The following is a 25,598-nucleotide window of genomic DNA, read 5'->3' on the forward strand; positions in this document are numbered from 1 at the left end:
GATGAGCGGAGATACCTTAGCTATTTTTATATTGCTTGCCAGTTTCTTTTTAATGATTTTCCTGCGGTTTCCCATCGCATATGCGGTGGCGCTCTCTGCGGTTTTGTGCCTCTTGAGCCAGGGACTGCCGCTGACCACCATCTGCCAGCAGATGGTAAAGGGCATCAGCTCCTTCAGCCTGATGGCGGTGCCGTTCTTTATCGTTATGGGCTGCCTGATGGGAACGGGCGGCATTTCAGAAAAACTGATCGCGCTCGCCAACGCCTGTGTGGGCTGGATGCGGGGCGGTATGGCGATGGTAAATATTGTTGCATCTTACTTTTTCGGCGGGATTTCCGGCTCGGCGGCAGCGGATACGGCGTCTCTTGGCTCCCTTCTGATCCCGATGATGGTGGATCAGGGATACGATGCGGATTTCTCAACGGCTGTTACGATCACCTCTTCCTGTGAAGGGCTGCTGGTGCCTCCCAGCCACAACATGGTAATCTATGCGACCACTGCAGGCGGTATTTCCGTAGGAAGCCTGTTCCTGGCCGGATATATCCCGGGTGCTCTGCTGGCGGCGTCCCTTATGGTTGGATCTTATATTATTTCAGTGAAGCGGAACTACCCGAAGGGTGATAAGTTCAGCATGAAAAACCTGCTCAAACAGCTCAGCGTTTCCTTCTGGGCGCTGGCAGCAGTTCTGATCGTAGTGGTCGGAGTAGTCGGCGGCCTGTTCACGGCAACGGAGTCTGCAGCCATTGCCGTTATCTACAGCCTGATCGTCAGTGTGTACATATACAAAGGCCTGAATTGGAAAGGCGTATGGCGGGTGCTGGGGGACTGCGTGGAAACCCTGTCCATCGTACTGATCCTGATCGCCACTTCCAGCATCTTCGGTTACTGCCTGACCCGTCTGCATGTGCCGGACCTGGCAGCCAATGCGATCACCGGACTGACCACCAATCCGATCCTGCTGGCCCTGCTCTTAAACCTGATCCTGCTGGTTCTGGGCTGCATTATGGATATGGCGCCCATCATCCTGATCGCAACGCCGATCCTGCTTCCGATCGCGACCTCCATCGGGATCGATCCGATCCAGTTTGGTATCATTGTAGTGCTCAACTGCGGTATCGGCCTTCTGACGCCTCCAGTTGGAGCAGTCCTGTTCATCGGTTCCGCGGTGGCGAAGCTGCCCATGGAGAAGGTGGTAAAGGCGACCCTGCCATTCTACCTGTGCATGATCGTAACCCTGCTTTTGATCACCTTTGTGCCGGCTATCAGCCTTTGGCTGCCGCAGGTGCTGGGATAAGCAATAGTTAAAGTTGCATTATTGCTGCCGGCATGATATAAACTAAGTATATGCTTTAAAGGGTATGTATGGCGTGTACGGAGGAATGGAATGAGGCAGGATTTTGATAACAAAAGGCCATTAGCAGATACGGTGGCAGATGAAATAAAAGAATATATCATACAGCAGAATTTAAAAGGCGGAGATAAGATCCCACCAGCGCCGGAGCTGGCAGAGCTGTTTGGCGTGGGAAGGAGCACAATCCGGGAAGCTGTGAAGTCGTTGGCATTTTCTAATATATTGGAGGTCCGGCATGGGGCAGGTACCTTTGTTTCGCCCAGGATGGGGGTGTCCAACGATCCGTTAGGGATGGATTTTATCAAGGATAAACAGAAGCTGGCGCATGATCTGATGGAGATCCGTCTGATCATTGAGCCGCCCATCGCAGCTATGGCGGCTAAGAATGCCACGGAAAAAGGGATTGAGGAGTTGTCACAGATACATGATATCCTGAAAAAAAAGGTGGAACTGGAAGAGGAGTATATTGAGGATGATATTGCTTTCCATAAAAAAATTGCTGAACTGAGCAACAATATTGTGGTGCCGAACCTTACACCCCTTATTGCGGAAGCGGTCAATTATTTTACAATACGCACCAAGCGCCAGCTGAAAAAAGAGACCATTCAAATGCACATGGAACTCATGGAGGCGATCAGAACGCATGATTCCCTGTGGGCGGAGGACGCCATGCGGCTGCATTTGATCTATAATCGTGAATATTTTAGAAATCTGGAGATGGATGAGAATTATAGTGTGAACGAATAAAGGCTGCATAACTGAAAACAGACTGCATCGGAAACGAAGATCCGATGCAGTCTGTTTTTTTGTGCTCTTAAAAGTTGTGTAAAATCATCTGAACAATTTTTGCAAAATAAAATATAAACATCTGAAGATATGGCTGGAAGATCTGAAGAGAGTGATGCCGTATTATATAATGTATATAAAAAATAATGAAATATTTGTACACTTTTTACCTTAAAAACAGAGATAAATTGGTTGAAATGTCGAAAAACCTGTGCTATAATCGAGAACAGACGTCTGAAGACTTTATAAAAAATAAAAGGTGGTTTAAAAGAGACATATGAAGATTATGGAGGTAAACACTTATTATGTCAGGCCCAGATGGGGGTTTGTAGAGGTTATTACAGATGAAGGCATAAGCGGCTGGGGGGAAGGGGTACTGGAAGGCCATGCGGATGCAGTTCTCTCCTGCGTCCGGGAGATGAGGTCCTATTTGATCGGCAGCGATCCGTCCAGAATCGAGGATATCTGGAATGTGCTGTACCGGGCGGGATTCTATCGCGGCGGCGGCGTGCTGATGAGTGCGATATCTGGAATCGACCAGGCTCTGTGGGATATCAAAGGCAAGGTTTTTAATGCCCCGGTCTATGAGCTGATGGGCGGGAAATGCCGTGACCGGATAAAAGTATATTCCTGGGTTGGCGGAGACAGGCCGCATGATGTCGGCGCAGCAGCGAAGGAAAAAATGGACCAGGGATTTACGGCAGTCAAGATGAATGCTACAGAGGAGCTGCAGTTCATCGATACATATGAAAAGCTTGACGAGGTGCTGGAGCGGGTGGCTGCGATCAGGCAGTCCTGCGGTAAATATTTTGGTATTGCGGTGGATTTCCATGGACGGGTACACAAGCCGATGGCGAAGATCCTTGCTAAAAAACTGGAAGAGTTTGATCCTATGTTTATTGAAGAACCGGTGCTTTGTGAAAATATGGAGGAGTTCCCGGAGATAGCGAGAGCCTGTAATATACCGATTGCAACCGGGGAACGGCTGTTTTCCAGGTATGATTTTAAACGTCTTTTAAAGATTGGCGGCGTGGATATCATCCAGCCGGACTTATCACATGCAGGAGGCATCACGGAAGTGAAAAAGATAGCCAGTATGGCGGAGGCTTATGATGTGGCGCTGGCGCCCCATTGCCCGCTCGGGCCGATCGCGCTGGGGGCATGTCTGCAGGTGGATGCAACCTCCTACAATGCGGTGATCCAGGAGCAGAGTATGGGGATTCACTATAATGTAGGCAAGACGGTGCTTGATTATGTCACAAATAAGGATGACTTTGCATTTGAAAACGGTTTTGTAAAAATGCCATGTAAACCAGGGATTGGAGTGGAGATGAATAAGGCGCTTGTGATAGAAGAGAACAGGACGCCTCATTCCTGGAAGAACCCGGTGTGGAGACACAGCGATGGTTCTGTTGCAGAGTGGTGATGATTGTTTGTTGTATTGGAGGGCAGGAGATTGAAAACATTTGAACGTATCAATTCAGTGATCATCAATATCATTGAAAAATTCCTTATTATGATAGGGAGCATACTTACCATCACCGTCCTGGTGAACGTGTTTATGAGATATTTTTTTCGTTCGACGATTCCGTGGGCGGAGGAGCTGTCCAGGTTTTTGTTCATTTGGGTGACGTTTGTCGGAGTGGTGATCGCAAATGACCGGTCGGAGCATATGAGGCTGGATTTCATTGTGCACATGCTGCCGGAAAAAGTCAGAAAGCTGGTGGAACTCCTTGCGTATGCGATTTCCATATTCCTGCTGGCAATGCTGGTTCAGGGCGGGATCAAATACTCAATGACGCAGTGGGACTGGAGATCGTCGGCTCTGGGCGTACGGCATGGCCTGGTTTATGCCATAGCTCCCATCAGCCTGTGCTATATGATGCTGCAGTTTTTATCACGGTTTATAAGCGGTGTGCAGGAAATGCTGGGAAAGGATGGTGAGAGATCGTGATTTGGATATTTTTATTCAGCTTATTTACATTGATTTTGATCGGGGTTCCGGTTGCGCTGTCCCTTATCGGCACGGCTGTATGCATGATGCTGGCACAGGGGAATATGACGACGTTAAAACTGGCCCAGAGCTTTATTATCGGTTGTGACAGTGTTCCGCTTCTGGCGATCCCGTTTTTCATGCTTGCGGGAGAGATCATGAACGAAGGCGGGATATCCAAGCGGATCGTCGGCTTTGCCAATGCGCTTCTTGGGCATTTTAAAGGCGGCCTGGGTTATGTGGGGATTCTGGCCAGCATGGTATTTGCCGGAATATCCGGCAGTGCAGTAGCAGACACCACGGCTGTCGGCAGCGTGGTGCTTCCGATCATGGAACAGAGTGGGTATAACAAGGAGAAAAGCACGAGCGTAATATGTGCGGCAGGCTGTATCGGACCGATCATCCCACCCAGCACGCAGATGATCATCTATGCTGTGATCGGAGAGGTCTCCGTTGTCAAGATGTTCCTCGGCGGTATGGTTCCAGGCATCCTCATCGGGCTTGGCCTTATGGTTGCATGGTTTATCAATATGAGAAAAGCGGATTATCCGGTGGGGAGGAGATCTACGGCCAAAGAAGTTGCGGTTGCATTTAAAAATGCTATTTGGGCAGTGCTGCTGCCGGTATTTATTGTGGGCTGCATTATCACTGGTGTGGCGACCGCCACGGAGACTGCGGCGCTTGCAGTGCTGTATGCGCTGATTGTAGCGCTGTTTGTCTATCGGGAGATGAAGCCCGGTTCTCTGCCCCGGATCATAGCGAAAGCATGCAGGGGCACGGCGGTGATGATGATGGTGGTCGGCGCGGCCAATGTTGCGGCATATCTGATCACAACAGCCAATATCCCGCAGCTTTTGGCGGATCTTATCCTGTCCTTTACGGATAACGCCTATGTCTTTATGCTGCTGGTCAATGTTCTCCTGATCCTTGTGGGCTGTGTGATGGACAGCGGTCCGGCGATTATGATCCTGGCCCCGATCCTGATCCCGATCGCCAAGTCCTTTGGGCTTGATCCGATCTATCTTGGCGTGGTGATGGTCTGCAACCTTTGCATCGGTCTGGCAACTCCGCCGGTAGGCAATGTTCTGTATGTGGGAGTAGGGCTTGGAAAAGTGAAATTGGTGGATTTGATTAAAAACATCTGGCCGTTTTTGGCAGTTATGTTTGCGATCTTGTTTATGATCACCTATATGCCGGCTCTGATCATGTATGTGCCGACACACTTTGGATGATGGAACTGAAATTTAAAATAAATTATAAAGGAGAAACAGGATATGAAAAAAAGAGTATTGGGAGTTTCAATGGCAGTGATGGTGGCAGCTCAGATGTTGGCGGGCTGTGGAATGGACAGCGCAAAGACGCAGGCTCCGGCTGCTTCTGATGCGGCAGGCACGACCGCGGCGGCACAGGGACCGGCGGCTGGCGAGGCGGGGGTTGACACTTCAAATGCAGAACTGGTGATCAAGCTGTCCAACGGTTCGAATGAGAGCGCGCCTACAGTACAGGCAGCGATCAATGTATTTAAGCCTATGGTGGAGGAAAAAACCAATGGACGGGTAAAGGTCGAGGTATATTACGGCGCACAGATCGGCGATGATACCAAGGCGACGGAGGCATGCCGTGCAGGGGAGCTTGAGATGGTAAACACCTCTACTGCGCCGCTTGTGGGCCTGGTGCCGGAGCTGGCAATATTTGATATCCCGTTTCTGTTTAACGGACCTGCAGAGGCGGATGCGGTCATTGACGGGGAGATCGGACAGCTGCTGACGCAGAAACTGGATGAAAAGGGCCTGGTGAATCTTGCATGGAACGAAAATGGATTCAGGGATCTGACAAACTCAAAGCATACCGTGACAAAGCCGGATGATCTGAAGGGGCTCAAGATCCGAACCATGGAGAATCAGTTTCATATTGAGGCGTGGGAGGATATGGGGGCAAGCCCGACACCGATGAGCTGGTCAGAGGTATTTACCGCTTTGCAGCAGGGGACGATAGACGGCCAGGAAAACCCGATCCCGAATTTTTACTCTGCGCGGATCCAGGAAGTCAATAAGTTTATCACCTGCACCAACCATATCTATTCCCCGCAGCTGATGCTCTATTCTAAAGCGATGTTTGAGGAGCTTGACCCGGAGATCCAGAAGGTGCTGCGCGAAGCTGGTGAGGCATATACCATTGCGGAACGGGAGCTGAACCGCCAGCAGGTAGAGGAGCTTAAGAAAGCGCTGATAGACGAGGGGTGCGAAGTGACGGAGCTGACGGATGAGCAGAAGCAGGTGTTCCGTGACAAGACGGCCTCTGTGTGGGACGGTGTTGAGAAAAAAGTGGGCGCTGAGATCATTGCAACTTTAAAATCAGAGCTGGAAGCGATCAGATAGGGAGGGGCAAGGCACTATGAATGCAAATCTGCTTCAGGAATTTAGAAAAAAGATAAATTCAGGCCAGCCGGTATTTGGTCCTTTCATGAAGACCTGTGACCCTGCATTTGTTGAGGCAGCGGGCTGGGCCGGAATGGATTTTGCGATCCTGGATATGGAGCATGGGCCGGTCAGCATAGAAAGTATGCAAAACAATATCCGGGGCGCGCAGGTGGCGGGAATCCTGCCGGTGGTCAGGGTACCGGCTATCACGGAGGAGGCGATTGGAAAAGCACTTGACATTGGAGCGGCAGCAGTGGAGATCCCGCAGATCACAAATGCATCCCAGGCCCGTGAAGCCGTAAAGATCGCAAAATTTTACCCGGCAGGGGAGAGGGGCGTGTGCAGGTTTGTGCGCGCTGCCAGATATTCTACCATGTCCGGCCAGGATTATTTTACCGATGCCAATGATACGCTCGTTATTGCGCAGTTAGAAGGGACGGAGGCTATCGCAAACATGAAAGAGATCCTTGCGGTGGAAGGGATTGATATTGTGTTCATAGGACCTTATGACCTGTCCCAAAGCCTGGGGATCCCAGGGCAGACCACCCACCCGAGAGTTGTGGAGGCCATGAAGGAGATGATTGCGGCAGCAAAGGAAAACGGTGTGGTAATTGGCACGTTTACCGATTCGGAGGAGACGATGAAGATGTGGATTGACGCGGGTGTCCAGTATATTTCCTATTCTGTGGATGTAGGGATCTTCGCGGATTCATGCAGAAAGCTGACGGATGTGTTTCGGGGATATGTGAATAGATAGAAGTGAGTAGATAAGAGCTGTTGCAAAGGCGGATGGGTGATCTGCCGGAGCAGCAGCTCTGTTTTCTGCCCTAAAACTTTTTCATTGATTTGCATAGAATATAACTATACCGCTAAAAATATTGATAAAAATAGTTAATTCATATTGAAATACTAGGAAATAAAGAGTATAATACAGTTGTGGGTAAAATATTCCGGAAAGGTGGAGTTTTATATATGGATAAGAAAATGATATATCTTGATAATGCGGCGACGACCAAGACAAGGCCGGAGGTTGTGGAAGCCATGCTTCCGTATTTTACGGAGCTTTACGGCAACCCGTCTTCCGTATACGATTTTGCATCCCCGTCGAAAGAGGCGGTGACGCGGGCGCGGGAGATCATCGCCGGGTCCATTGGTGCAAAGACCAATGAGATCTATTTCACGGCAGGCGGTTCCGAGTCGGACAACTGGGCGATCAAGGCGGCTGCCGATGCGTACCAGGCGAAAGGCAATCACATCATTACCAGTAAGGTTGAACACCATGCGGTATTGCACACCTGCCATTACCTGGAGCAGCACGGATTTGAGGTGACGTATCTGGACGTGGATGAGAATGGTGTGGTAAAGTTAGAAGAGCTTAAGAAGGCGATCCGGCCGACCACGATCCTGATCACCATCATGTTTGCCAACAATGAGATCGGGACGATCCAGCCGGTGAAGGAGATCGGCGAGATCGCAAAGGAGCACGGCATCCTGTTCCACACCGACGCGGTACAGGCATACGGACATGTGCCGGTGAATGTGGACGAGTACCATATTGATATGATGAGTGCCAGCGGCCACAAGATAAGCGGGCCGAAGGGCATTGGGTTCTTATATATCCGCACTGGAGTGAAGATCCGCTCCTTTGTCCACGGCGGCGCCCAGGAGCGCAAGCGCCGCGCAGGCACGGAGAATGTGCCGGGCATCGTGGGTCTTGGGAAGGCGGCGGAGATCGCCATGGAGACCTTAGAGGAGCGGGCGGAGAAAGAGGCGCAGCTTCGTGATTACCTGATGGACCGGGTGATGGCTGAGATCCCTTACACCCGTATCAATGGGCAGCGTGTCAACCGTCTGCCGAACAATGTAAATTTTTCGTTCCAGTTTGTGGAAGGGGAATCGCTGCTGATCCTGTTGGACAGCAAGGGCATCTGCGGTTCCAGCGGTTCTGCATGTACTTCCGGGTCTTTAGATCCCTCCCATGTGCTGCTGGCGATCGGCCTGCCTCATGAGATTGCACACGGGTCTCTGCGGCTGACCTTAAGCGAGGAGAACACACAGGAGGAGATGGACTATGTGGTTGACAGCCTTAAGGCGATCCTTGAGCGGCTGCGTGGAATGTCCCCGCTCTATGAGGATTTTATGAAGAAACAGGCGAAATAAGCCTGCATAAATGAAGCGGTAAAGTGATTGCAGGTATTACTGCCGGGGCGGTGGGAAATATGACGCACGGCCTGGAACAGACAGATTAAAATGATAAGATAAAGGAGAAAAATAATTATGTATACAGAAAAAGTGATGGATCATTTTGAGCATCCAAGAAACGTAGGAGAACTTGAAAACCCCAGCGGCGTTGGCACCGTAGGAAACGCCAAGTGCGGCGATATCATGAGGATGTATCTGGACATTGACGAGAACCAGGTCATCCGCGACGTGAAGTTTAAGACCTTCGGCTGTGGGGCGGCTGTGGCTACCAGCAGCATGGCGACTGAGCTGGTAAAAGGCAAGACCGTCCAGGAAGCCCTGACCATTACCAACAAAGCGGTGATGGAAGCACTTGACGGATTGCCGCCAGTTAAGGTACACTGTTCTTTGTTGGCAGAGGAAGCGATCCATGCGGCGCTGTGGGATTATGCACAGAAGAACGGGATCCAGATCGATGGCCTGAAAAAGCCGGTCAGCGATATCAGTGAACATGAAGATGATGGGGATGAGGAATATTGAATCAGAATAAAAAGGTAGTGGTAGGTATGTCAGGCGGCGTCGATTCTTCGGTGGCCGCCTGGCTTTTGACGCAGCAGGGGTATGAGGTGATCGGAGTCACCATGCAGATCTGGCAGGACGAGGAAGAGACCGTGCAGCAGGAGAACGGCGGATGCTGTGGCCTCAGCGCCGTGGACGATGCGAGACGGGTGGCCTGGCAGCTTGGTATCCCCTATTATGTGATGAACTTCAAGCGGGAGTTTAAGGCCAGTGTGATGGATTATTTTGTGGAGGAGTATCTGCGCGGGCGGACCCCCAATCCCTGTATTGCCTGCAACCGTTATGTAAAATGGGAGTCGCTGTTAAAGCGCAGCATGGACATTGGCGCGGATTATATCGCCACGGGCCATTACGCCCGGGTGGAGCAGCTTCCAGGCGGCAGATATGCTCTGAAAAAGTCGGCGACGGCGGCGAAGGACCAGACCTACGCCCTCTATAACCTGACTCAGGACCAGCTTGCCCACACGCTGATGCCGGTGGGGGAATACACCAAGGATGAGATTCGGAAGATGGCGGAGGAGCTTGGGCTTAACGTGGCCCACAAGGCCGACAGCCAAGAGATCTGCTTTATCCCGGATCATGACTACGCGAAATTCATCGAGGAGAATTCGGACGCGGTCCCGGGACCGGGGAATTTTGTGGACATGGACGGCAATGTGCTGGGCCGTCATGAGGGCATCACCCACTACACGGTGGGGCAGAGGAAAGGCCTGAACCTGTCCATGGGCCGGCCGGTATTCGTGGTGGAGATCCGCCCTGAGACAAACGAAGTGGTCATCGGGGATTCAGAAGATGTGTTTACGGATTCCCTGATCTGTGATAAACTCAACTGGATGGCAGTCGACGGCCTGCATGGAAAGGAAATGCAGGTCATGGCAAAGATCCGTTACAGCCACAAGGGCGCGCCCTGCGTGATCCGGGAAGCCGGGGAAGGGCTGGTGGAGTGCCGGTTCCTGGAAAAGGTGCGTGCGGTGACGCCGGGACAGGCTGTCGTGTTCTATGACGGAGATTATGTAGTAGGCGGAGGAACGATACGATGAAAAAGAATCTGGTTGTGCTTGGTATGCTGGCTGCGGCAGCTCTGACGGTGAGCGGCTGCGGAGCAGGGAAATATGAGAAGGTGGCGATTCCGCAGGTGCAGACGGTTGAAGGACCGTCGGAAGCAGGTGCGCCGGACGGTGATAAGGCTGGCGCGGGTCAGGCAGACAGCGGACTCTCTGGCAGCGCGCCGGTAGCGGAGAGCAGTTCGGTGGAGGCGGCGTTGACCACGGAGACTGCACCTGCCATGGAAGCGCGGGATGAGATGGTGTATGTGAATGCCACAGATCTCAACGTGCGCGTGGCTCCCCAGCCAGGAGCAGAGGTTGTGGCGGTTGTAAATACCGGGGCGGAGCTTAAACGTACCGGATACAGCGATTCCTGGAGCCGTGTGGAATACCAGGGAAGAGAGTGCTATGTGGCTTCCCAGTATCTGGTTTCTGAAAAACCCCAGGTCCCGGAGAACACTGCGGCAGCAGAGGCGGGAGCAGCGGGGGCAGGCGTATCAGAAGACGGCCTGGTGTCATTGAATCCAGACTGGAAGTACGCGGGATTTTCAAAGATCAATTCCGGTCAGGCGGTTTTGTACCGCGCACAGTCCAACCGGAAAAATAAAGTGGTCTGCGTCAATGCGGGACATGGGACCAAAGGCGGCTCCAGCGTAAAGACCCAGTGTCATCCGGACGGCACGCCCAAGGTGACCGGAGGTACCACCGGGGCGGGGGCCACCACGGCAGTGGCGGTTTCCAGCGGAATGCAGTTTTCGGATGGCACAGCTGAGGCGAAAGTAACGCTGGCGATGGCAAAGGTGCTGAAGGATAAGCTGCTTGCCAGGGGATATGATGTGCTGATGATCCGCGAGAGCGATGATGTGCAGCTTGACAATGTGGCCCGCACCGTGATAGCCAATAATATGGCGGACTGCCATATTGCACTGCACTGGGATTCTACCACCAGCAACAAGGGCGCTTTTTATATGAGCGTGCCGAATGTGGCATCCTACCGCGCCATGGAGCCGGTGGCTTCCCATTGGCAGGAGCATCACGCGTTGGGCGACAGCCTGATATCCGGGTTAAAGGGTGCGGGCGTTAAGATCTTTTCCAACGGGAAGATGGAGATGGATCTGACCCAGACCTCATTTTCGACGGTCCCGTCCATTGATATTGAGCTGGGGGATAAGGCTTCGGATCATTCTGCTTCAACGTTGGATACGCTGGGGACGGGGCTGGCGGATGGAGTGGATCAGTTTTTTGGGAGATAATGTTTTGTGGATTCAGTCGAGGGGTACGTCCGGGAACGGGCGCCGGGGTTTTGGATGCGGGGTGAGGCTGCTGGTTTGCCGTCGGCAGCAAGCACTAAGCTCCTGGCAATGAAAAAAGCAGGGCACCAGGGACAGTCGAGCCGAATTCTTGATGAATTCGCCTCTCCGGTCCCTTCGCCCCCTGACGTTGTGCGTCAGGAGGCGGCCCTGCTTTTTTCATTGCCAGGAACTAAGTGCTTACAGGCCTCCGCAAGATGCAGTCTCACCCCGCATCCAAAACCCCGGCGCCCGTTCCCGGACTGTGTATCTCTGGAGCTGGAATGTTTATTGGTAGTTATATATGCAGTAGAGCGGTGTTTTGATTAAAATGGGAAGATGTGTGAAAAAGCTAAATTGAAATTAAAACTCGCCATTTACAAGACAGAAAATATTGTGTATAATACTATAGTTGTATATTATTGGAGACGTAGCGAAGCGGCCGTAACGCGGCGCACTCGAAATGCGTTTATCGGTTCATCCCGGTACGAGGGTTCGAATCCCTCCGTCTCCGCTTAAAACTGAAAGCCGGAGTTCCAGGCAGTTGTCTGGGATTCCGGCTTTTTGGCAAAAGAGGGTATTATATTTTTATCGTTATTTGTTGTTTTTAGTTTGAGCCAGCAGGGAATGCACAAGAAACCCCGCCGACTTAGCTGTATATGAAACATAGCTCTGACTTTTTTCAATATCCAGATGTATCGTATTCCATAAAAAAACCGCATCCAGCAGTAAATCATTAGAAGCTTTGATCTACACCGATGCGAATCAAAATTTATCTAAAATACTTGATGAGTATAACATGGAAATACAAGGAAGTCAAGCCTTGAGTTTCCGATCCCCCGCCGGACGCCGCAGCAAAATGCGGAAATTCGGGAAACGGAAACCGAAGAATCCGCAGGAAATATCATGAGCACCAGTTTCTGCTGTGGTAAACTGAAGGAAATGAAAACAGGAGGACAGAGCATGAAACAGAATATACAGACACACACTATGGAGCTTGCAGGCAGCAGTTATGAGATTGGGTACAGGATGGGGCAGATGGTGGAAGGGATTCCGCCGCTCTTAGCGCACCATACTTCAGGTATGAAGGGATTTGATGCAGAAAAGGCCAGGGAGGCGATGGTGTTGTTTGACCGTTGGTGTCCGGGAATGGTGGAAGAGCTGAAGGGATTTGCTGATGCTCTTAAAGTCAGTGCGGAACAGGTCACATATTATGGGATGACATACCTGGTGCCCAGATGCAGCCAGATGGCGCTGCTGCCGTCGGTCACGGTGGATGGGAAGCCGCTTCTGGCGCGCAATTATGAGTTCAATCATGAGTTTGAGGATTTCTGCCTGATGAAGACCTCCGTGACGGGGAAATATACCCATATGGCAACCAGCGTGCTGCATTTTGGGCGGGAAGACGGCTTTAACGAGCACGGCCTGGCTGTGACCATGAGTTCCTGCGGATTCCCGGTGGGAGCGATGCCCTATATGAGAGTGCCGAAGCTGAAAGGCCTCCAGTACTGGGCCGTCATCCGCGCACTTTTGGAAAACTGCAGGGATGTGGAGGAAGGACTTGCGTATCTGAAAGAGATGCCGATCTCGTTCAATATCAATTTGATCCTGCTGGACCGGGCGGGGCGCGCAGCTTTGGTGGAGACGATGGACGGGCAGACAGCCGTAAAACGGATCGGCCCTGATTCTCAGGAACAGATGCTCTGTGCAGCCAACCATGCGGTGCTGCCGGAGCTTGCAGGGCTGGAGCCGGAAGTGATGAAGCATTCTGTAAGGCGGTACGCATATATTCAGGAACAGCTTGCGGGACGGAGCGGGATAACCAGGACGCAGCTTAAGAATATGCTGCTGTCAAGATACCCGGAGGGGCTTTGCTGCCACTATTACGAGGAATTCTTTGGCACCACCAAGAGCATGGTGATCTCTCCCGCAGATGGAACGGTAGAGCTGTGCTGGGGCGGCAGGGAGGAAAACGGATGGAAGCTTTATGATATCGCCCAGCCGTTTTCAAGCGGTGCGGATATGGCCCAGATCAGTCTGGAGAAAGCTGCGCCCGGCACATTTGACTGGGAAAAAGCAAAATAAACTGGAGGGAACAGGCGGTGGATTACCAGAAGGCATTGGAACAGGCGGTGATCTATATTGAGAACCATCTGGGAGAAGACATTAAGGTAGAGGAAGTGGCTATGGCCGCAGGTTATTCCTATTATCACTTAAACAGACAGTTTTCTGCGGTTCTGGGTGAGAGCGTGGGCAGTTATATTAAAAAAAGGCGGCTGGCAGACGCGGCAAAAAAACTGCTTTATTCGGATCAGAAGATCATCCATATCGCCATGGATCATGGGTTTGAATCACCGGAAGCGTTCAGCCGCGCTTTTAAGGCAGTGTACAGGGTCAGCCCGCAGGCATACCGGAAAAACAGGCTGGATGCGTTTATAGGGGCGAAGGACCGTCTGGACGAAGGGCTTTTAAACCATCTGGCCTGTAATGTGACAGTACATCCGCGGATCGTGGAGCTGCCGGAAATCCTGGTTGCCGGGCTGCGGGGGGAGACCACCCTGCGGGACAACCGGCTTAAGGAGCTGTGGGAGAGGGCGTTTGCATCCTTCCCGCAGATACCGGGCCGTATTCCGGGAGGCAGGGGATTTGGCATTTGTGAGGCGTGCAAGGACAATGTGATCTATACCATGAATGCGGATGTTACCTTCACGGAGGTTGCCGGGATTGAAGTGTCTTCCTTTGACGGTGTGCCGGAAGGAGTGGTCACAAAGGTGCTGAAGGCGGGGCGGTATGCCGTGTTTACGCACCGGGGTTCTCTTAGTATGCTGCGACGGACGTTTGATTATATATGGGGGACCTGGTTTTTGACAACAAGGGAGGAAGTGGACGGGAGAGAAGATTTTGAACTGTATGATGAGAGATTTTTAGGTTATGACCATCCGGATTCAGAGGTGGACTTATATATCCCTGTAAAATGAGGAGCTGTTGCAAACGCAGAGAAATGATCTGCGGGAGCGGCAGCTCTGTTTTGTACGGGGAAGGAACTTTGGCTGCTGTCTGAAAAATGCCCTGTAAATTTATTTTCTCCATCATCTCTCTATACCATTTTTGGCTCATTCATGTTATACTGACTACCAAAGAAAAACAGACGATAAACGGGAGGACTAAAATATGACGATCAGGATTGGAATCTTAGGTTACGGAAACCTTGGCAAGGGTGTGGAGAGCGCTGTTACCCAGAACCAGGATATGGAGCTGGTGGGGGTGTTCACACGGCGAAGCCCGGAGACTGTCAAGGTCAGGACGCCGGGAGTGAAAGCGCTTCATGTGGATGAGCTGGAACATATGAGAGGGGACATCGATGTGCTGATCCTGTGCGGCGGAAGCGCAACAGACCTGCCGGTGCAGACTCCGCAGTATGCTTCCATGTTCAATGTGGTGGACAGCTATGACACTCATGCGAAGATCCCGGAGCATTTTGCGGCGGTGGACGCTGCGGCAAAAAAAGCAGGAAGGATCGGGATCATTTCCTGCGGATGGGACCCGGGGATGTTCTCGCTGAACCGGCTGTATGCCAACTGCGTTCTGCCGGAGGGACATGATTATACGTTCTGGGGCAAGGGCGTGAGCCAGGGGCATTCGGATGCCATACGCAGGATCGCAGGAGTGAAGGACGCCAGACAGTATACGGTGCCGGTACCGGAGGCTCTTCGTGCCGTCAGGAATGGGGAGAACCCGGAGCTTGCCACCAGGGATAAGCATACCCGAGAGTGTTTTGTGGTTGCGGAGGAAGGCGCGGATCTTGTGCGGATCGAGCAGGAGATCGTCACGATGCCCAACTATTTTGCGGATTATAATACGACGGTACATTTTATTACGGAGGACGAGCTGAGAAGGGATCACAGCGGGCTGCCCCATGGAGGCTGTGTGATCCGCACCGGGGTGACCGGCATGGAGCGGGAGCATCAGCATGTGATCGAGTACAGCTTAAAGCTGGATTCCAATCCGGAGTTTACCGGTTCCGTGATCGCGGCTTATGCCCGCGCGGCATACCGCATGAACCGGGAGGGGATGAGCGGGTGCAAGACTGTTTTTGATATCGCTCCTGCGTATTTATCAGACAAGAGCGGAGAGGAGCTGCGGGCGCATCTGCTTTGATGGCCTGCTGTGAGGTGGAACGGGATGATCAGATTAATCGTATCGGATATTGACGGAACCCTGTTGGAGGACGGCGGACATGAGATCAATCCGGAAGTATTGGATGTGATCCTTAAGCTGAGGGCAAAAGGGATGCAGTTTGCCGCTGCCAGCGGCAGGCAGTGGTCAAGCATTGAGCAGGTGTTTGATCCCATTAAGGAGAAGATCTTTTATCTTTCCGACAACGGCGCTTACGTGGGATGTTATGGGAGGAATCTCTTTCTGCACACCATTGAACGGGAGCTGATCCGTGAGATGATCCGGGATATCCGCGCAGAGGGATTGACGGTAGTTTTAAGCGGTCCGGATGTGGCCTACGTGGACAGACAGGATTCTGAGATCTATGACTGGCTGGTGAACGGGTACAAGTTCCGTGTGGAGCAGGTGGATGATCTTCTGGATGTGGAGGACCAGTTCATCAAGATATCTGCATATCAGAAGACAGATATTGAGGAAGCCACCAGACCACTCCGGGAGAAATATGGAGACCGGCTGAAGATCACGATCTCAGGAGATATGTGGATGGACTGCATGGCAGTGGGCGTGAACAAGGGCGAGGCAGTGAAGCTTCTGCAGGAGAGCCTGGATATCAGTCCGGAAGAGACTATGGCCTTTGGCGACCAGTTAAATGATCTGGAGATGTTAAAACAGGCCTATTACAGCTTTGCCATCGGCAACGCCAGACAGGAAGTGAAGGATATCTGCCGTTTCCAGGCGGACACCAATGTGAGGGACGGGGTGCTGAAGGTGCTGAAGCTGCTTTTGTAGGCGAACGTTTCCTGGGACCAGGTTGAGATCAGTTGGAGACAGGATATGAATGGAACGGGGATTAGACAACAGGTGATTAATGTGACGCATTCCTATAACCAGAAGATTGCGCTTGAAATCGTCGTACAGGCAAAAAGAGATTTTTATGATATGTTCTGCGCTCTGAAAGAAGAAGTGGAAGAAAACTGGCTGTCATATTGAGGGATAAGAGAACAGGAGATCTTACATGAAATTTTTGCACACATCCGACCTGCATATCGGCAAGACGGTCTGCGGGTTTTCCATGCTGGAGGAACAGAAGGCGGCGCTCTCGCAGATCCTTGAGCTTGTGAAGTCAGAACAGGTGGACATGGTCTTTTTAAGTGGTGACTTATACGACCGGGCGCTGCCGCCGTCCCAGGCGGTGACGGTGCTGGATGAATTCCTGACCAGTCTTGTGGATCTGGATGTGGTGGTGTGCGCCATTGCGGGAAATCATGACAGCGGGGAGCGGATCGGCTTTGCCAGCCGGATTCTGGAGCATAAGGGGCTTTACATGGAAGGGATGCTGAAGGAGACGATCCGTTTTGTTGACTGGATGCCGAAACGGGGAGTGGAATCTCCGGCAGCAGATACGGCCCCGGCTATAGATGCAGCTCAGGTTCCGGTGCGGGTGCATCTGCTGCCTTATGCCAGACCGGCCCAGGTGCGCGACGTGTTCCATGTGGAGACGTCATCCTACGAGGATTCCATGCAGGAGATCTTAAAGCATATGGATTTCCTGGAGGATGGGAAAAATGTGCTGCTGACCCATCAGTTTGTGGTGAACCATGGCGTGGCGCCGGAGCTTTCTGATTCGGAGACCCGGGTGAGCGTAGGCGGGGCGGATCAGGTGGAGGCGGCGGATTTTGAGAGGTTTGATTACGTGGCGCTGGGGCATATCCATGGACCGCAGCAGATCGGCGGCGGTCCTGTGTACTACAGCGGTTCGCCGGTAAAATATTCCTTTTCGGAAGTCCATCACAACAAATCAGTGATCATAGGGGAGTTTCATGAGGATGGGCGGCTGACGGTAAAGCGGGCGCCCTTAAAACCGGTCCACGATATGAGAAAGATCCGCGGGCGGCTTCAGGACCTGATAGATCCTGAAATGGTGTCGGCTGCGGACGCGGAGGATTATCTGTTGGCGGTGCTGACCAATGAGGAGGAGCTGGCAGATCCGATGGGGACTCTGCGCAGCGTCTACCCCAACGTGATGCAGCTTCAGCTTGAGCGGGTGCAGCAGGAGCGGGAGCTTTTGGAGGAACGGGGCGCGGACTGGAAGGAGAAGTCCCCCTTTGAGCTGTTTGAGCAGTTTTTTGGATATGTGATGGGGCAGGACCTGACGGAGGAACAGGCTGCCCTGGTGCAGGATGTGATCCGGGAAGCAAAGGAGGAGAACGCATGAAGCTCCTGAAATTGAAGGTAGGCGGCTGGGGACCGTATAAGGACAACCAGCAGATTGATTTTTCGTCCTTAGCGGACGGTGGTCTGTTCCTCATCACCGGGCCTACGGGCGCGGGAAAAACGACGGTTTTTGATGCGGTCACCTTTGCCCTCTATGGGGAGGTCAGCGGTTCAGTGCGGGAAAAAGACAGCCTGCGGAGCGACTTTGCGGCGGCGGACTTTGCGACGCAGGTGGAGCTTACCTTCCTTCACAGAGGGGAGGTCTACCGGATCCTGCGCAATCCACGATATGACCGGGCAAAGCTTCGGGGGGAGGGTACGACCACGGAGAATGAGAACGCCCAGATGCACCGCCTTGGGCACTGCGGCGGGGACAATTCTGGTGGGAACATATCCGATGGAGACAGGACAGCGCAGCCGGAGCTTATGGCGGTGGGAAGCCAGCAGGTGACGGAGGCCGTGAATGGGCTTTTAGGTCTGGATTACAGGCAGTTTAAACAGATATCCATGATCGCCCAGGGTGAATTTACAAAGCTTCTTATGGCAAGCTCGAAGGAGCGGACTCTGATCTTCCGGGATATTTTCCAGACCAGGCTCTATGATGGGATCACTCAGATCCTGGGGAGACGGGCCCATGCGCTGAATGCCAGGCTGGACGAGATAAAACACCGGATGGATGAGACTGCCGGGGCCTTCCGCATGGAATCAGAAGCGTGGGAGAAGGCCTGGAACCAGAAAAGCCGGAACTACGGAAAGCTGGCAGCGCTTGTAGAGTCGGATGCCGAGGCGAAGAAAGTCGAGCGCAGCAGTCTGGCGGAAAAGCAGGAAAAGTTTGAGAAGGAATATAAGGCCCTGGTGCGGAAAGCGGAGCAGGCGCGGCAGAACAACCGGGCGATCGATCTGTACTTGGCGGATCTTGCGTCTCTGGAACAGATGAAGCAGGCGCTGGAGGAGACAAAAGCCCGGAAAAAGGAGCATCAGAAAGAAGAAAAGAAACTGCCGGGACTGGAAAAGGAGCTTTCAGAGCTTAGGGAATCCCAGAGAAGCTTAAGAGAGCAGTACGGCAGGGTGGAGGAATGGAAACGGGCGAGTGCGCGGCTGACCCGGCTGCAGGAGCAGTATCTCTTGCTGGACCAGCAGGCGAAACAGAAAAAAGCTGAATTCGAGGCGCAGGACGACCGCTGCCGGAAGGCCTCGGCGGGGATACTGGCTCAGGGACTGAAAGCCGGACTGCCCTGCCCGGTGTGCGGTTCCAAAGAGCATCCGGCGCCGGCTCTTTTGACGGATGAGATACCGGATGAGAAGAAGCTGGAGCAGTTAAAGCAGGCGGCAAAGCGGCAGACCAGCCTGGCAAACCAGGCCCAGGCAGAGGCTGCAGGAGCCTTTGGAGCGCTGAAGCAGGTGGAGCAGAACCTGGAAAATGCGCTGACAGCAGAATGGACAGGAGGGCTGACAGGGGAGCTTGCAGATACACTTCTCAAGGAGCTGAACAGCCGGTTGGAGCAGACGGAGCGGCGCAGCCGGGAGACCGAGAACGCCATCCGGACCATCCAAAAATCCTGCCAGGATATCCAGATCCTTCTGGAAAAGCAGAAATCCGCCGTGGCCCAGAAAAAGGAGAGTATAAAGAAGCCTGCAAGCATGGAGCGGGAGGAGCTGGCGGACTTAGCGAAGCAGGAGCAGGAGCAGGAAAGCTTAAGGAAACAGCTTGCAAAAGAAAAAGAGAAGCTGCAGACGATATTAAATATCAACCAGTCCTGCCTGCGGCAGCTGAAGGAACATATGGAGCAGCGGCAGAGGCTGGAAGAAGAATATGGAGTCATCCAGAAGGTATCCCGGGCGGCAAGCGGCAGCAACATGCGGAAACTGGTCCTGGAGCAGTATGTGCTTTCGGTTTATTTTGATGATATCCTGCGGGCGGCGAACCAGCGCCTCAGGACTATGACGGGGGACCGGTATGAGCTGTACCGTCTGGAGGAAGGGAAGGACCGGCGTATGAAAGAGGGGATGGAGCTGGAGGTACTGGACCAGTACACCGGCAAAAAACGTTCCGTAAAGACGCTGTCCGGCGGGGAATCCTTCAAGGCCGCGCTTGCCCTTGCGCTGGGGACTTCCGACGTGGTGCAGAGCTACGCAGGCGGCATCCAGGTAGATACCATGTTTGTGGATGAGGGCTTTGGGGCGTTGGACAGCGAGTCCTTGTCCCAGGCAGTGGATATTTTGGCGTCCCTCGGGGACAGCAGGCGGATGATCGGGATCATTTCTCATGTGGAGGAACTGAAGGAACGGATCGAGAACCAGATTATTGTAGAGAAAAGTAATAATGGAAGTAGTATAAAGACTAATTTTGTGGTATCATAAAGGCACCAATTTTAACATAGTTCACTCAATACAGGAGTTTAATATAGATGGCAGATATCAAATATATATGGAAGGCGCTGGCACTGACGGCGGCGCTGACCCTGGGCCTTGGCGCAACGGGCTGTTCAAGCGGCATCCCGATCGTTTCTGAGGTGAGGGAGACGGAAGGCTATACCGATCCGCAGACCATGCTGGTCGTGGCTACGGAGCGGAACCGTTACCGTCAGATTTACACCGATCAGATCTGGAATGTGCAGGTCGACGATGACGGGACCACATTTCAGCACTATCTTCTGGGAGAGATCCAGGATTTCCTGCGGGAGATGAAGACCATGAACCTTCTGGCGGACCAGGAGGAGATCAGCCTGACCAGCCAGGAGAAGGAGCGTCTCAGGGAGCTTTCTGAGCAGTACTATGAGTCCCTGTCGGAGGAGGACCGGGCTTATACCGGGGCAGGAAAGGATGATATCTATACGATGTATGAGGCATATCACCGGGCCAACAAGCTGGTGGATGAGCTGACGAAGGATGTGAACCTGGAGATCAGCGACAGTGAGGCAAAGGTCATCACGGTCCAGGAGATCAGGCTGGGGGACGCCGCCCGGGCGCAGGAGATCTACGGCCAGGTCACTGTAGAGAACGCTGATTTCTCATCCATAGCCCGCACTGTTTCTGAGGATGACAGTATCGAAAAGTCTGTGGGGCGCAGCGAGCGGGCGAAGGCGTATGAGGACGTGGTATTTGCTCTGGAATCAGGGCAGATCAGTTCCGTCATCGAGGACGGCGGAGCATGGTACATTGTGAAATGCATCAACGATTACGATGAGGAGGCCACCCTGGAGCGGAAGCAGAAGCTGGCGCTGCAGACGGAAGAACCAGGCGTTCCGGGAGATCTATGACGTGTTTGCGGCGGAACATCCGGTGGAGATCCGGGGAAGCATCTGGGATGATATTTCCCTGACAGACGGGGCGGCTTCCACGACCACGGGATTTTTTGAGATGTACCAGGATTTTATGAATCCATAAGGGAGAAGATACGGGGGGAGACACATATGGTTGCACTGAAGATGGAGGATCTTAAAAACTTTACAGTACAGTTGTTTGTGGGGGATACTTTTGACGACTGGCTGGTGCGGGAAGCGAGCATCATCACTTTTAATGCCTTTACGATCGACGGGCATATCCGCCAGGGGTATTATTCGGAGCGGGAGCTGGAGGAGAACCGGATCGAGGAGCTGTCCTACTGGAAGGTGCTAAAGCCCATCTGCTATTCGCTGATCAAGGGAAAAGAGCTGCCGGAGAGCTTTCAGATCACTCTGCAGCTCAAGCCGACCGAGGTGGAGGAGTTCCTTAGGAATGCCCAGCTGGATTTTACAGTAGATCAGATCAACGGACTTTATATGAATATTCGTTATGAGAACAATGCGATTCACTGCATCAGTGGTACCTCTCTCAATATCTTTACCCTTGACAGGCAGATCGAGATCGAGTGGGATGAGGCCGCGAGGCTGTTTTTCAAGGACAGGAAGATCCCGTTTATCGAGGAATAAGGCATTTTATTAAAAAAGAATAAAATATTTCAAATTACTAGCACTCAACACGATTGAGTGCTGATTTTTTGTTGACATTTGCCCACAGGCGTATTAAAATAATCCTCAGGGCTTCCTGTAAACGGCAGGGGCGGAGAAAAAAGAAGATTCTAAAATAACCACAAAAAGGAGTGCATGATCATGAGCGAAAGAACAGGCAATTTATCCATTAACAGTGAAAACATATTTCCGATCATTAAAAAGTGGCTGTATTCCGACCACGACATTTTCTACCGTGAGCTGGTTTCCAACGGCTGCGACGCTATCACCAAGCTTAAGAAGCTGGAGCTGATGGGCGAGTATACGAAGCCGGAGGGGATGGAATACAAGATTCAGGTGACCGTGAACCCGGAGGATAAGACTATCCGCGTGACGGACAATGGTATCGGCATGACCGAAGCTGAGGTGGAGGAGTATATCAACCAGATCGCATTCTCCGGCGCTCAGGATTTCCTGGAGAAATATAAGGATAAGGCAAACGAGGACCAGATCATCGGACATTTCGGCCTGGGCTTCTATTCTTCCTTCATGGTGGCGGACAAGGTGACGATCGACACGTTGTCCTATCAGGAAGGCAGCGCACCGGTGCACTGGGAGTCTGACGGCGGACTGACCTTTGAGATGAAGGACGGGGACAAGACGGAGCCGGGGACCACCATTACCCTGTATCTCAATGAGGACAGCTATGAGTTCTCCAACGAGTACCGCGCCCGCGAGGTGCTGGAGAAGTACTGCTCCTTCATGCCGGTGCCGATCTATCTGGACAATGCCAAAGGGGAGCCGCAGTATGAGACGATTGATAAAGAGGAGCTGACCGACAAAGACACCATCGTGGAGACCGTGGTGGAGGAAGCGAAAACCGAGGAGAAGGAGAATGAGAACGGCGAGAAGGAGACCGTTGAGATCGAGCCTGCAAAGGAGCGTTACAAGATCTTAAAACGCCCGGTAGCGTTAAATGACACGACCCCGCTGTGGAGCAAGCATCCCAACGAGTGTACCGAGGAGGAATACCGGGCATTTTACCGCAGGGTATTTATGGATTATAAAGAGCCGCTGTTCTGGATCCATTTGAATATGGACTATCCGTTCAACTTAAAGGGAATCCTGTATTTCCCGAAGATCAACACGGAGTATGATTCCATTGAAGGGACCATCAAGCTGTACAATAACCAGGTATTTATCGCCGACAATATCAAAGAGGTGATTCCGGAATTCCTGATGCTGTTAAAGGGCGCCATCGACTGTCCGGACCTGCCGCTCAACGTTTCCCGGAGCGCGCTGCAGAATGACGGATTTGTGAAAAAGATCTCCGACTACATCACCAAGAAGGTGGCGGACAAGTTAAGCGGAATGTGCAAGACAGACCGTGAGACCTATGAGAAATACTGGGACGATATCGCTCCGTTCATCAAATTCGGCTGCTTAAAGGATGAGAAGTTTGCGGAGAAGATGAATGATTACATCCTGTTCAAGAACCTGGAGGGCAAATATTTAACGCTGAAGGACTGCCTGGAGGAGAACAAGGAAAAGCATGAGAATACCATTTTCTATGTGACCGATGAGAAGGAGCAGAGCCAGTATATCAACATGTTTAGGGCTGAGGGCCTGGATGCGGTGATCCTGCCCCACAACATCGACAGCCCGTTCATCGGACATCTGGAGCAGAAGAACGAGGGGCTGAAGTTCCTGCGGATCGATGCGGAGCTTAATGATACCTTCAAGGAGGAAGTGAAGGAGGACGACGAGGAGTTTAAGACCAATGCGGAGACCTTGACCGGCATCTTCAAGAAAGCCTTAAACAACGACAAGCTGGAGGTCAAGGTTGAAAAGCTGAAAAACGAGAATATTTCTTCCATGCTGACCGTGGCGGAGGAGAGCCGCCGGATGCAGGATATGATGAAGATGTACAACATGTACGGGATGGATCCGGCTATGTTTGGCGGTATGGGAGAGACGCTGGTGCTCAACGCCAACAATAAGCTGGTACAGTATGTGTTAGGACACGGCGAGGATGAGAATACGCCGAAGATCTGTGAGCAGCTCTATGATCTGGCGCTTCTTTCTCACGGAACCCTGTCACCGGAGAGAATGACCAATTTTATCAGCCGCAGCAATGAGATCATGCTGATGATGGCGGAGTAAATTGGCGGAGAATAAGGGCGGGAGCGGGGGCGATGGCAGGGAGTGAGGGCGGCAGGTTTTTGTTCCGGTTTCGGCCATAAGAAACTGTAAGCATCCGGGATTTTCTTAAAAGCCTGACAGGGAAAGGGGCAACTCGCTGTCGCTCAGACAACCCCTTTCCCTGTCAGAACAGAAAATCCCGGATGCTAACAGTTTCTAATGGCCTGCAAAGTCACAAAAACCATGCCGCCCTCACTCCCTGCCATCGCCCCCGCTCCCGCTTTTCTGCCGCTGGGAAAAGGCGGCTGGGGAGTTTGGCGGTAAATGGTTGTAGCATTTGGAAATCTGATTTTTCTGCTGTATGAAACGTTATTATGAAAATTCAGGATATTGAAGCTCGGGAGTTATTAAGTATTGAAATCCTCTGAATATATGTTATAATAAGTAGTAATGAAAACTACGTTATGTGGAGAAAATATTTCAGGAGGAACAATATGAGCTATAAGATCATTGGTGATAGCTGCCTGGATTTAACTGATATGATGAAAAAGGACCCGCGGTTTCAGATGATTCCTCTGACACTGCAGGTGGATGACCATATGGTGATCGATGACGAGACCTTTGACCAGAAGGCGTTTCTGGCGCTGGTGAAGGCGAGTCCTAACTGCCCGAAGACGGCGTGTCCGTCACCGGAGGCGTTCAAGGAGGCTTTTGAGTGTGAGGCGCAGGATATCTATGTGATCACTCTGTCCAGCCATTTGAGCGGTACTTATAACAGTGCGGTGGTCGGGAAGAATCTGTATGAGGAGGAGCACGGGGCGGATGATAAGAATATCCTGATCATCGACTCGGAGTCTGCATCTTCAGGGGAATTGAATCTTGCGTTGAATATCCGGGATATGTATGATGCCGGGATGGAGTTTGCGGAGATCTCCGCCAGGATCCTGGAGATCCGGGACAGGCAGAAGACTTATTTTGTGATCGATTCTCTGGAACCGCTGCGCAAGAATGGAAGGCTGACCGGCCTGCAGGCATTTTTTGCGACAGCACTCAATATTAAGCCGGTGATGGGCGCGGACCATGGGGTGATCATCAAGCTCGACCAGGCCAGGGGCATCGGTAAAGCCTTTGCGCGGATGAGTGAGATCGCAGTGCGTGAGGCGGAGGATCCGTCGAAGCGGCGTGTTGTGATCGCTCACTGCAACTGTCCGGACCGGGCGGAGCAGGTGAAGGCGGAGCTTGAGAAGCGCGGCACATTCCGGGAGGTCGTGGTTACTGAGACCGCAGGTGTGGCGACGGTCTATGCCGGGGACGGCGGGATCATTCTGGGCGTGGTTTAGGCGTGATGCGGGCGGAGAGGTATTCGGTCGCGGACTATCAAATTGACTATCAGATTATTTGGATGCAGCATATATGGTAACAGGTGCAGTCAGGTTGGTTTCGATCAGCCTGGCTGTTTTGTTTGACAATTGATAGCTGGTAAGGTACCATA

General features: G+C 52.3%; 23 protein-coding genes and 1 tRNA gene. All 24 read left to right on the plus strand.

Features of this window, described 5'->3' with window-relative positions; all coding sequences use genetic code 11:
* Position 1 precedes the first annotated feature (1 nt).
* Positions 2-1,294 carry a TRAP transporter large permease gene (locus AB1I67_RS09840; RefSeq protein WP_367029693.1) on the plus strand — a complete coding sequence of 431 codons (1,293 nt, stop codon included), beginning with the start codon at positions 2-4 and terminating at the stop codon, positions 1,292-1,294.
* A gap of 90 nt (positions 1,295-1,384) precedes the next feature.
* Positions 1,385-2,098, plus strand: a complete 714-nt coding sequence (locus tag AB1I67_RS09845; RefSeq protein ID WP_367029694.1) for a FadR/GntR family transcriptional regulator — start codon at positions 1,385-1,387, stop codon at positions 2,096-2,098.
* Positions 2,099-2,414: 316 nt separating this feature from the next.
* Positions 2,415-3,563, plus strand: a complete 1,149-nt coding sequence (dgoD, locus tag AB1I67_RS09850) for a galactonate dehydratase (protein WP_367029695.1) — start codon at positions 2,415-2,417, stop codon at positions 3,561-3,563.
* Between the two features lie 30 nt (positions 3,564-3,593).
* The gene (locus tag AB1I67_RS09855; RefSeq protein ID WP_367029696.1) at positions 3,594-4,091 is read left to right on the plus strand and encodes a TRAP transporter small permease; all 498 of its coding nucleotides are present in this window, start codon (positions 3,594-3,596) and stop codon (positions 4,089-4,091) included.
* On the plus strand, positions 4,088-5,362 hold the full coding sequence (locus tag AB1I67_RS09860) for a TRAP transporter large permease (protein ID WP_367029697.1): 1,275 nt from the start codon (positions 4,088-4,090) through the stop codon (positions 5,360-5,362). Before AB1I67_RS09855 ends, AB1I67_RS09860 begins: the two co-directional genes overlap by 4 nt.
* 42 nt (positions 5,363-5,404) lie before the next feature.
* Entirely contained in the window at positions 5,405-6,508 is a 1,104-nt protein-coding gene (locus AB1I67_RS09865; RefSeq protein WP_367029698.1) for a DctP family TRAP transporter solute-binding subunit, read from the plus strand.
* Between the two features lie 16 nt (positions 6,509-6,524).
* Entirely contained in the window at positions 6,525-7,307 is a 783-nt protein-coding gene (locus AB1I67_RS09870; RefSeq protein ID WP_367029699.1) for an aldolase/citrate lyase family protein, read from the plus strand.
* Between the two features lie 215 nt (positions 7,308-7,522).
* The gene (nifS, locus tag AB1I67_RS09875; protein ID WP_367029700.1) at positions 7,523-8,710 is read left to right on the plus strand and encodes a cysteine desulfurase NifS; all 1,188 of its coding nucleotides are present in this window, start codon (positions 7,523-7,525) and stop codon (positions 8,708-8,710) included.
* A 117-nt stretch (positions 8,711-8,827) separates the two neighbouring features.
* Positions 8,828-9,271 (plus strand): Fe-S cluster assembly scaffold protein NifU, encoded by a 444-nt coding sequence (gene nifU, locus AB1I67_RS09880; RefSeq protein WP_367029701.1) that lies wholly within the window; start codon positions 8,828-8,830, stop codon positions 9,269-9,271.
* Positions 9,265-10,350: a tRNA 2-thiouridine(34) synthase MnmA gene (gene mnmA, locus AB1I67_RS09885; RefSeq protein WP_367032598.1), complete on the plus strand. Its 1,086-nt coding sequence runs from the start codon at positions 9,265-9,267 to the stop codon at positions 10,348-10,350. Before nifU ends, mnmA begins: the two co-directional genes overlap by 7 nt.
* Positions 10,347-11,609: an N-acetylmuramoyl-L-alanine amidase gene (locus AB1I67_RS09890; RefSeq protein ID WP_367029702.1), complete on the plus strand. Its 1,263-nt coding sequence runs from the start codon at positions 10,347-10,349 to the stop codon at positions 11,607-11,609. Before mnmA ends, AB1I67_RS09890 begins: the two co-directional genes overlap by 4 nt.
* A gap of 460 nt (positions 11,610-12,069) precedes the next feature.
* A tRNA-Ser gene (locus AB1I67_RS09895) sits at positions 12,070-12,159 on the plus strand.
* Between the two features lie 449 nt (positions 12,160-12,608).
* Positions 12,609-13,730: a C45 family peptidase gene (locus tag AB1I67_RS09900; RefSeq protein WP_367029703.1), complete on the plus strand. Its 1,122-nt coding sequence runs from the start codon at positions 12,609-12,611 to the stop codon at positions 13,728-13,730.
* Positions 13,731-13,747: 17 nt separating this feature from the next.
* A complete protein-coding gene (locus AB1I67_RS09905; protein WP_367029704.1) occupies positions 13,748-14,623 on the plus strand; it encodes an AraC family transcriptional regulator in 876 nt (291 codons plus the stop codon).
* 193 nt (positions 14,624-14,816) lie between these two features.
* Positions 14,817-15,803, plus strand: a complete 987-nt coding sequence (locus AB1I67_RS09910) for a diaminopimelate dehydrogenase (protein WP_367029705.1) — start codon at positions 14,817-14,819, stop codon at positions 15,801-15,803.
* Between the two features lie 24 nt (positions 15,804-15,827).
* Positions 15,828-16,610, plus strand: a complete 783-nt coding sequence (locus tag AB1I67_RS09915; protein WP_367029706.1) for an HAD family hydrolase — start codon at positions 15,828-15,830, stop codon at positions 16,608-16,610.
* A gap of 45 nt (positions 16,611-16,655) precedes the next feature.
* On the plus strand, positions 16,656-16,811 hold the full coding sequence (locus AB1I67_RS09920) for a hypothetical protein (protein WP_367029707.1): 156 nt from the start codon (positions 16,656-16,658) through the stop codon (positions 16,809-16,811).
* Between the two features lie 25 nt (positions 16,812-16,836).
* The gene (locus AB1I67_RS09925; protein ID WP_367029708.1) at positions 16,837-18,036 is read left to right on the plus strand and encodes an exonuclease SbcCD subunit D; all 1,200 of its coding nucleotides are present in this window, start codon (positions 16,837-16,839) and stop codon (positions 18,034-18,036) included.
* Entirely contained in the window at positions 18,033-20,396 is a 2,364-nt protein-coding gene (locus AB1I67_RS09930; RefSeq protein WP_367029709.1) for an SMC family ATPase, read from the plus strand. The genes AB1I67_RS09925 and AB1I67_RS09930 overlap by 4 nt, the downstream gene beginning before the upstream one ends.
* Positions 20,397-20,443: 47 nt before the next feature.
* Entirely contained in the window at positions 20,444-21,295 is an 852-nt protein-coding gene (locus AB1I67_RS09935) for a peptidylprolyl isomerase (RefSeq protein ID WP_367029710.1), read from the plus strand.
* 1 nt (position 21,296) lies between these two features.
* Positions 21,297-21,422 (plus strand): hypothetical protein, encoded by a 126-nt coding sequence (locus AB1I67_RS09940; protein WP_367029711.1) that lies wholly within the window; start codon positions 21,297-21,299, stop codon positions 21,420-21,422.
* 26 nt (positions 21,423-21,448) lie between these two features.
* The gene (locus tag AB1I67_RS09945) at positions 21,449-21,946 is read left to right on the plus strand and encodes a DUF5721 family protein (RefSeq protein WP_367029712.1); all 498 of its coding nucleotides are present in this window, start codon (positions 21,449-21,451) and stop codon (positions 21,944-21,946) included.
* 180 nt (positions 21,947-22,126) lie between these two features.
* Entirely contained in the window at positions 22,127-24,127 is a 2,001-nt protein-coding gene (gene htpG / locus AB1I67_RS09950; protein WP_367029713.1) for a molecular chaperone HtpG, read from the plus strand.
* Positions 24,128-24,600: 473 nt separating this feature from the next.
* The gene (locus AB1I67_RS09955) at positions 24,601-25,446 is read left to right on the plus strand and encodes a DegV family protein (protein WP_367029714.1); all 846 of its coding nucleotides are present in this window, start codon (positions 24,601-24,603) and stop codon (positions 25,444-25,446) included.
* Positions 25,447-25,598: the final 152 nt, after the last annotated feature.

The organism is Clostridium sp. AN503 (assembly GCF_040719375.1).
GTDB lineage: Bacteria > Bacillota > Clostridia > Lachnospirales > Lachnospiraceae > Brotaphodocola.

Coding starts and splice junctions, on each gene's coding strand:
- AB1I67_RS09845 (WP_367029694.1), top strand. CDS start 1,385: ATGAGGCAGGATTTTGATAACAAAAGGCCATTAGCAGATACGGTGGCA.
- AB1I67_RS09900 (WP_367029703.1), top strand. CDS start 12,609: ATGAAACAGAATATACAGACACACACTATGGAGCTTGCAGGCAGCAGT.
- AB1I67_RS09945 (WP_367029712.1), top strand. CDS start 21,449: ATGGTTGCACTGAAGATGGAGGATCTTAAAAACTTTACAGTACAGTTG.
- AB1I67_RS09935 (WP_367029710.1), top strand. CDS start 20,444: ATGGCAGATATCAAATATATATGGAAGGCGCTGGCACTGACGGCGGCG.
- AB1I67_RS09930 (WP_367029709.1), top strand. CDS start 18,033: ATGAAGCTCCTGAAATTGAAGGTAGGCGGCTGGGGACCGTATAAGGAC.
- AB1I67_RS09910 (WP_367029705.1), top strand. CDS start 14,817: ATGACGATCAGGATTGGAATCTTAGGTTACGGAAACCTTGGCAAGGGT.
- AB1I67_RS09925 (WP_367029708.1), top strand. CDS start 16,837: ATGAAATTTTTGCACACATCCGACCTGCATATCGGCAAGACGGTCTGC.
- AB1I67_RS09890 (WP_367029702.1), top strand. CDS start 10,347: ATGAAAAAGAATCTGGTTGTGCTTGGTATGCTGGCTGCGGCAGCTCTG.
- AB1I67_RS09865 (WP_367029698.1), top strand. CDS start 5,405: ATGAAAAAAAGAGTATTGGGAGTTTCAATGGCAGTGATGGTGGCAGCT.
- AB1I67_RS09870 (WP_367029699.1), top strand. CDS start 6,525: ATGAATGCAAATCTGCTTCAGGAATTTAGAAAAAAGATAAATTCAGGC.
- AB1I67_RS09915 (WP_367029706.1), top strand. CDS start 15,828: ATGATCAGATTAATCGTATCGGATATTGACGGAACCCTGTTGGAGGAC.
- dgoD (WP_367029695.1), top strand. CDS start 2,415: ATGAAGATTATGGAGGTAAACACTTATTATGTCAGGCCCAGATGGGGG.
- AB1I67_RS09840 (WP_367029693.1), top strand. CDS start 2: ATGAGCGGAGATACCTTAGCTATTTTTATATTGCTTGCCAGTTTCTTT.
- AB1I67_RS09920 (WP_367029707.1), top strand. CDS start 16,656: ATGAATGGAACGGGGATTAGACAACAGGTGATTAATGTGACGCATTCC.
- htpG (WP_367029713.1), top strand. CDS start 22,127: ATGAGCGAAAGAACAGGCAATTTATCCATTAACAGTGAAAACATATTT.
- nifS (WP_367029700.1), top strand. CDS start 7,523: ATGGATAAGAAAATGATATATCTTGATAATGCGGCGACGACCAAGACA.
- AB1I67_RS09955 (WP_367029714.1), top strand. CDS start 24,601: ATGAGCTATAAGATCATTGGTGATAGCTGCCTGGATTTAACTGATATG.
- nifU (WP_367029701.1), top strand. CDS start 8,828: ATGTATACAGAAAAAGTGATGGATCATTTTGAGCATCCAAGAAACGTA.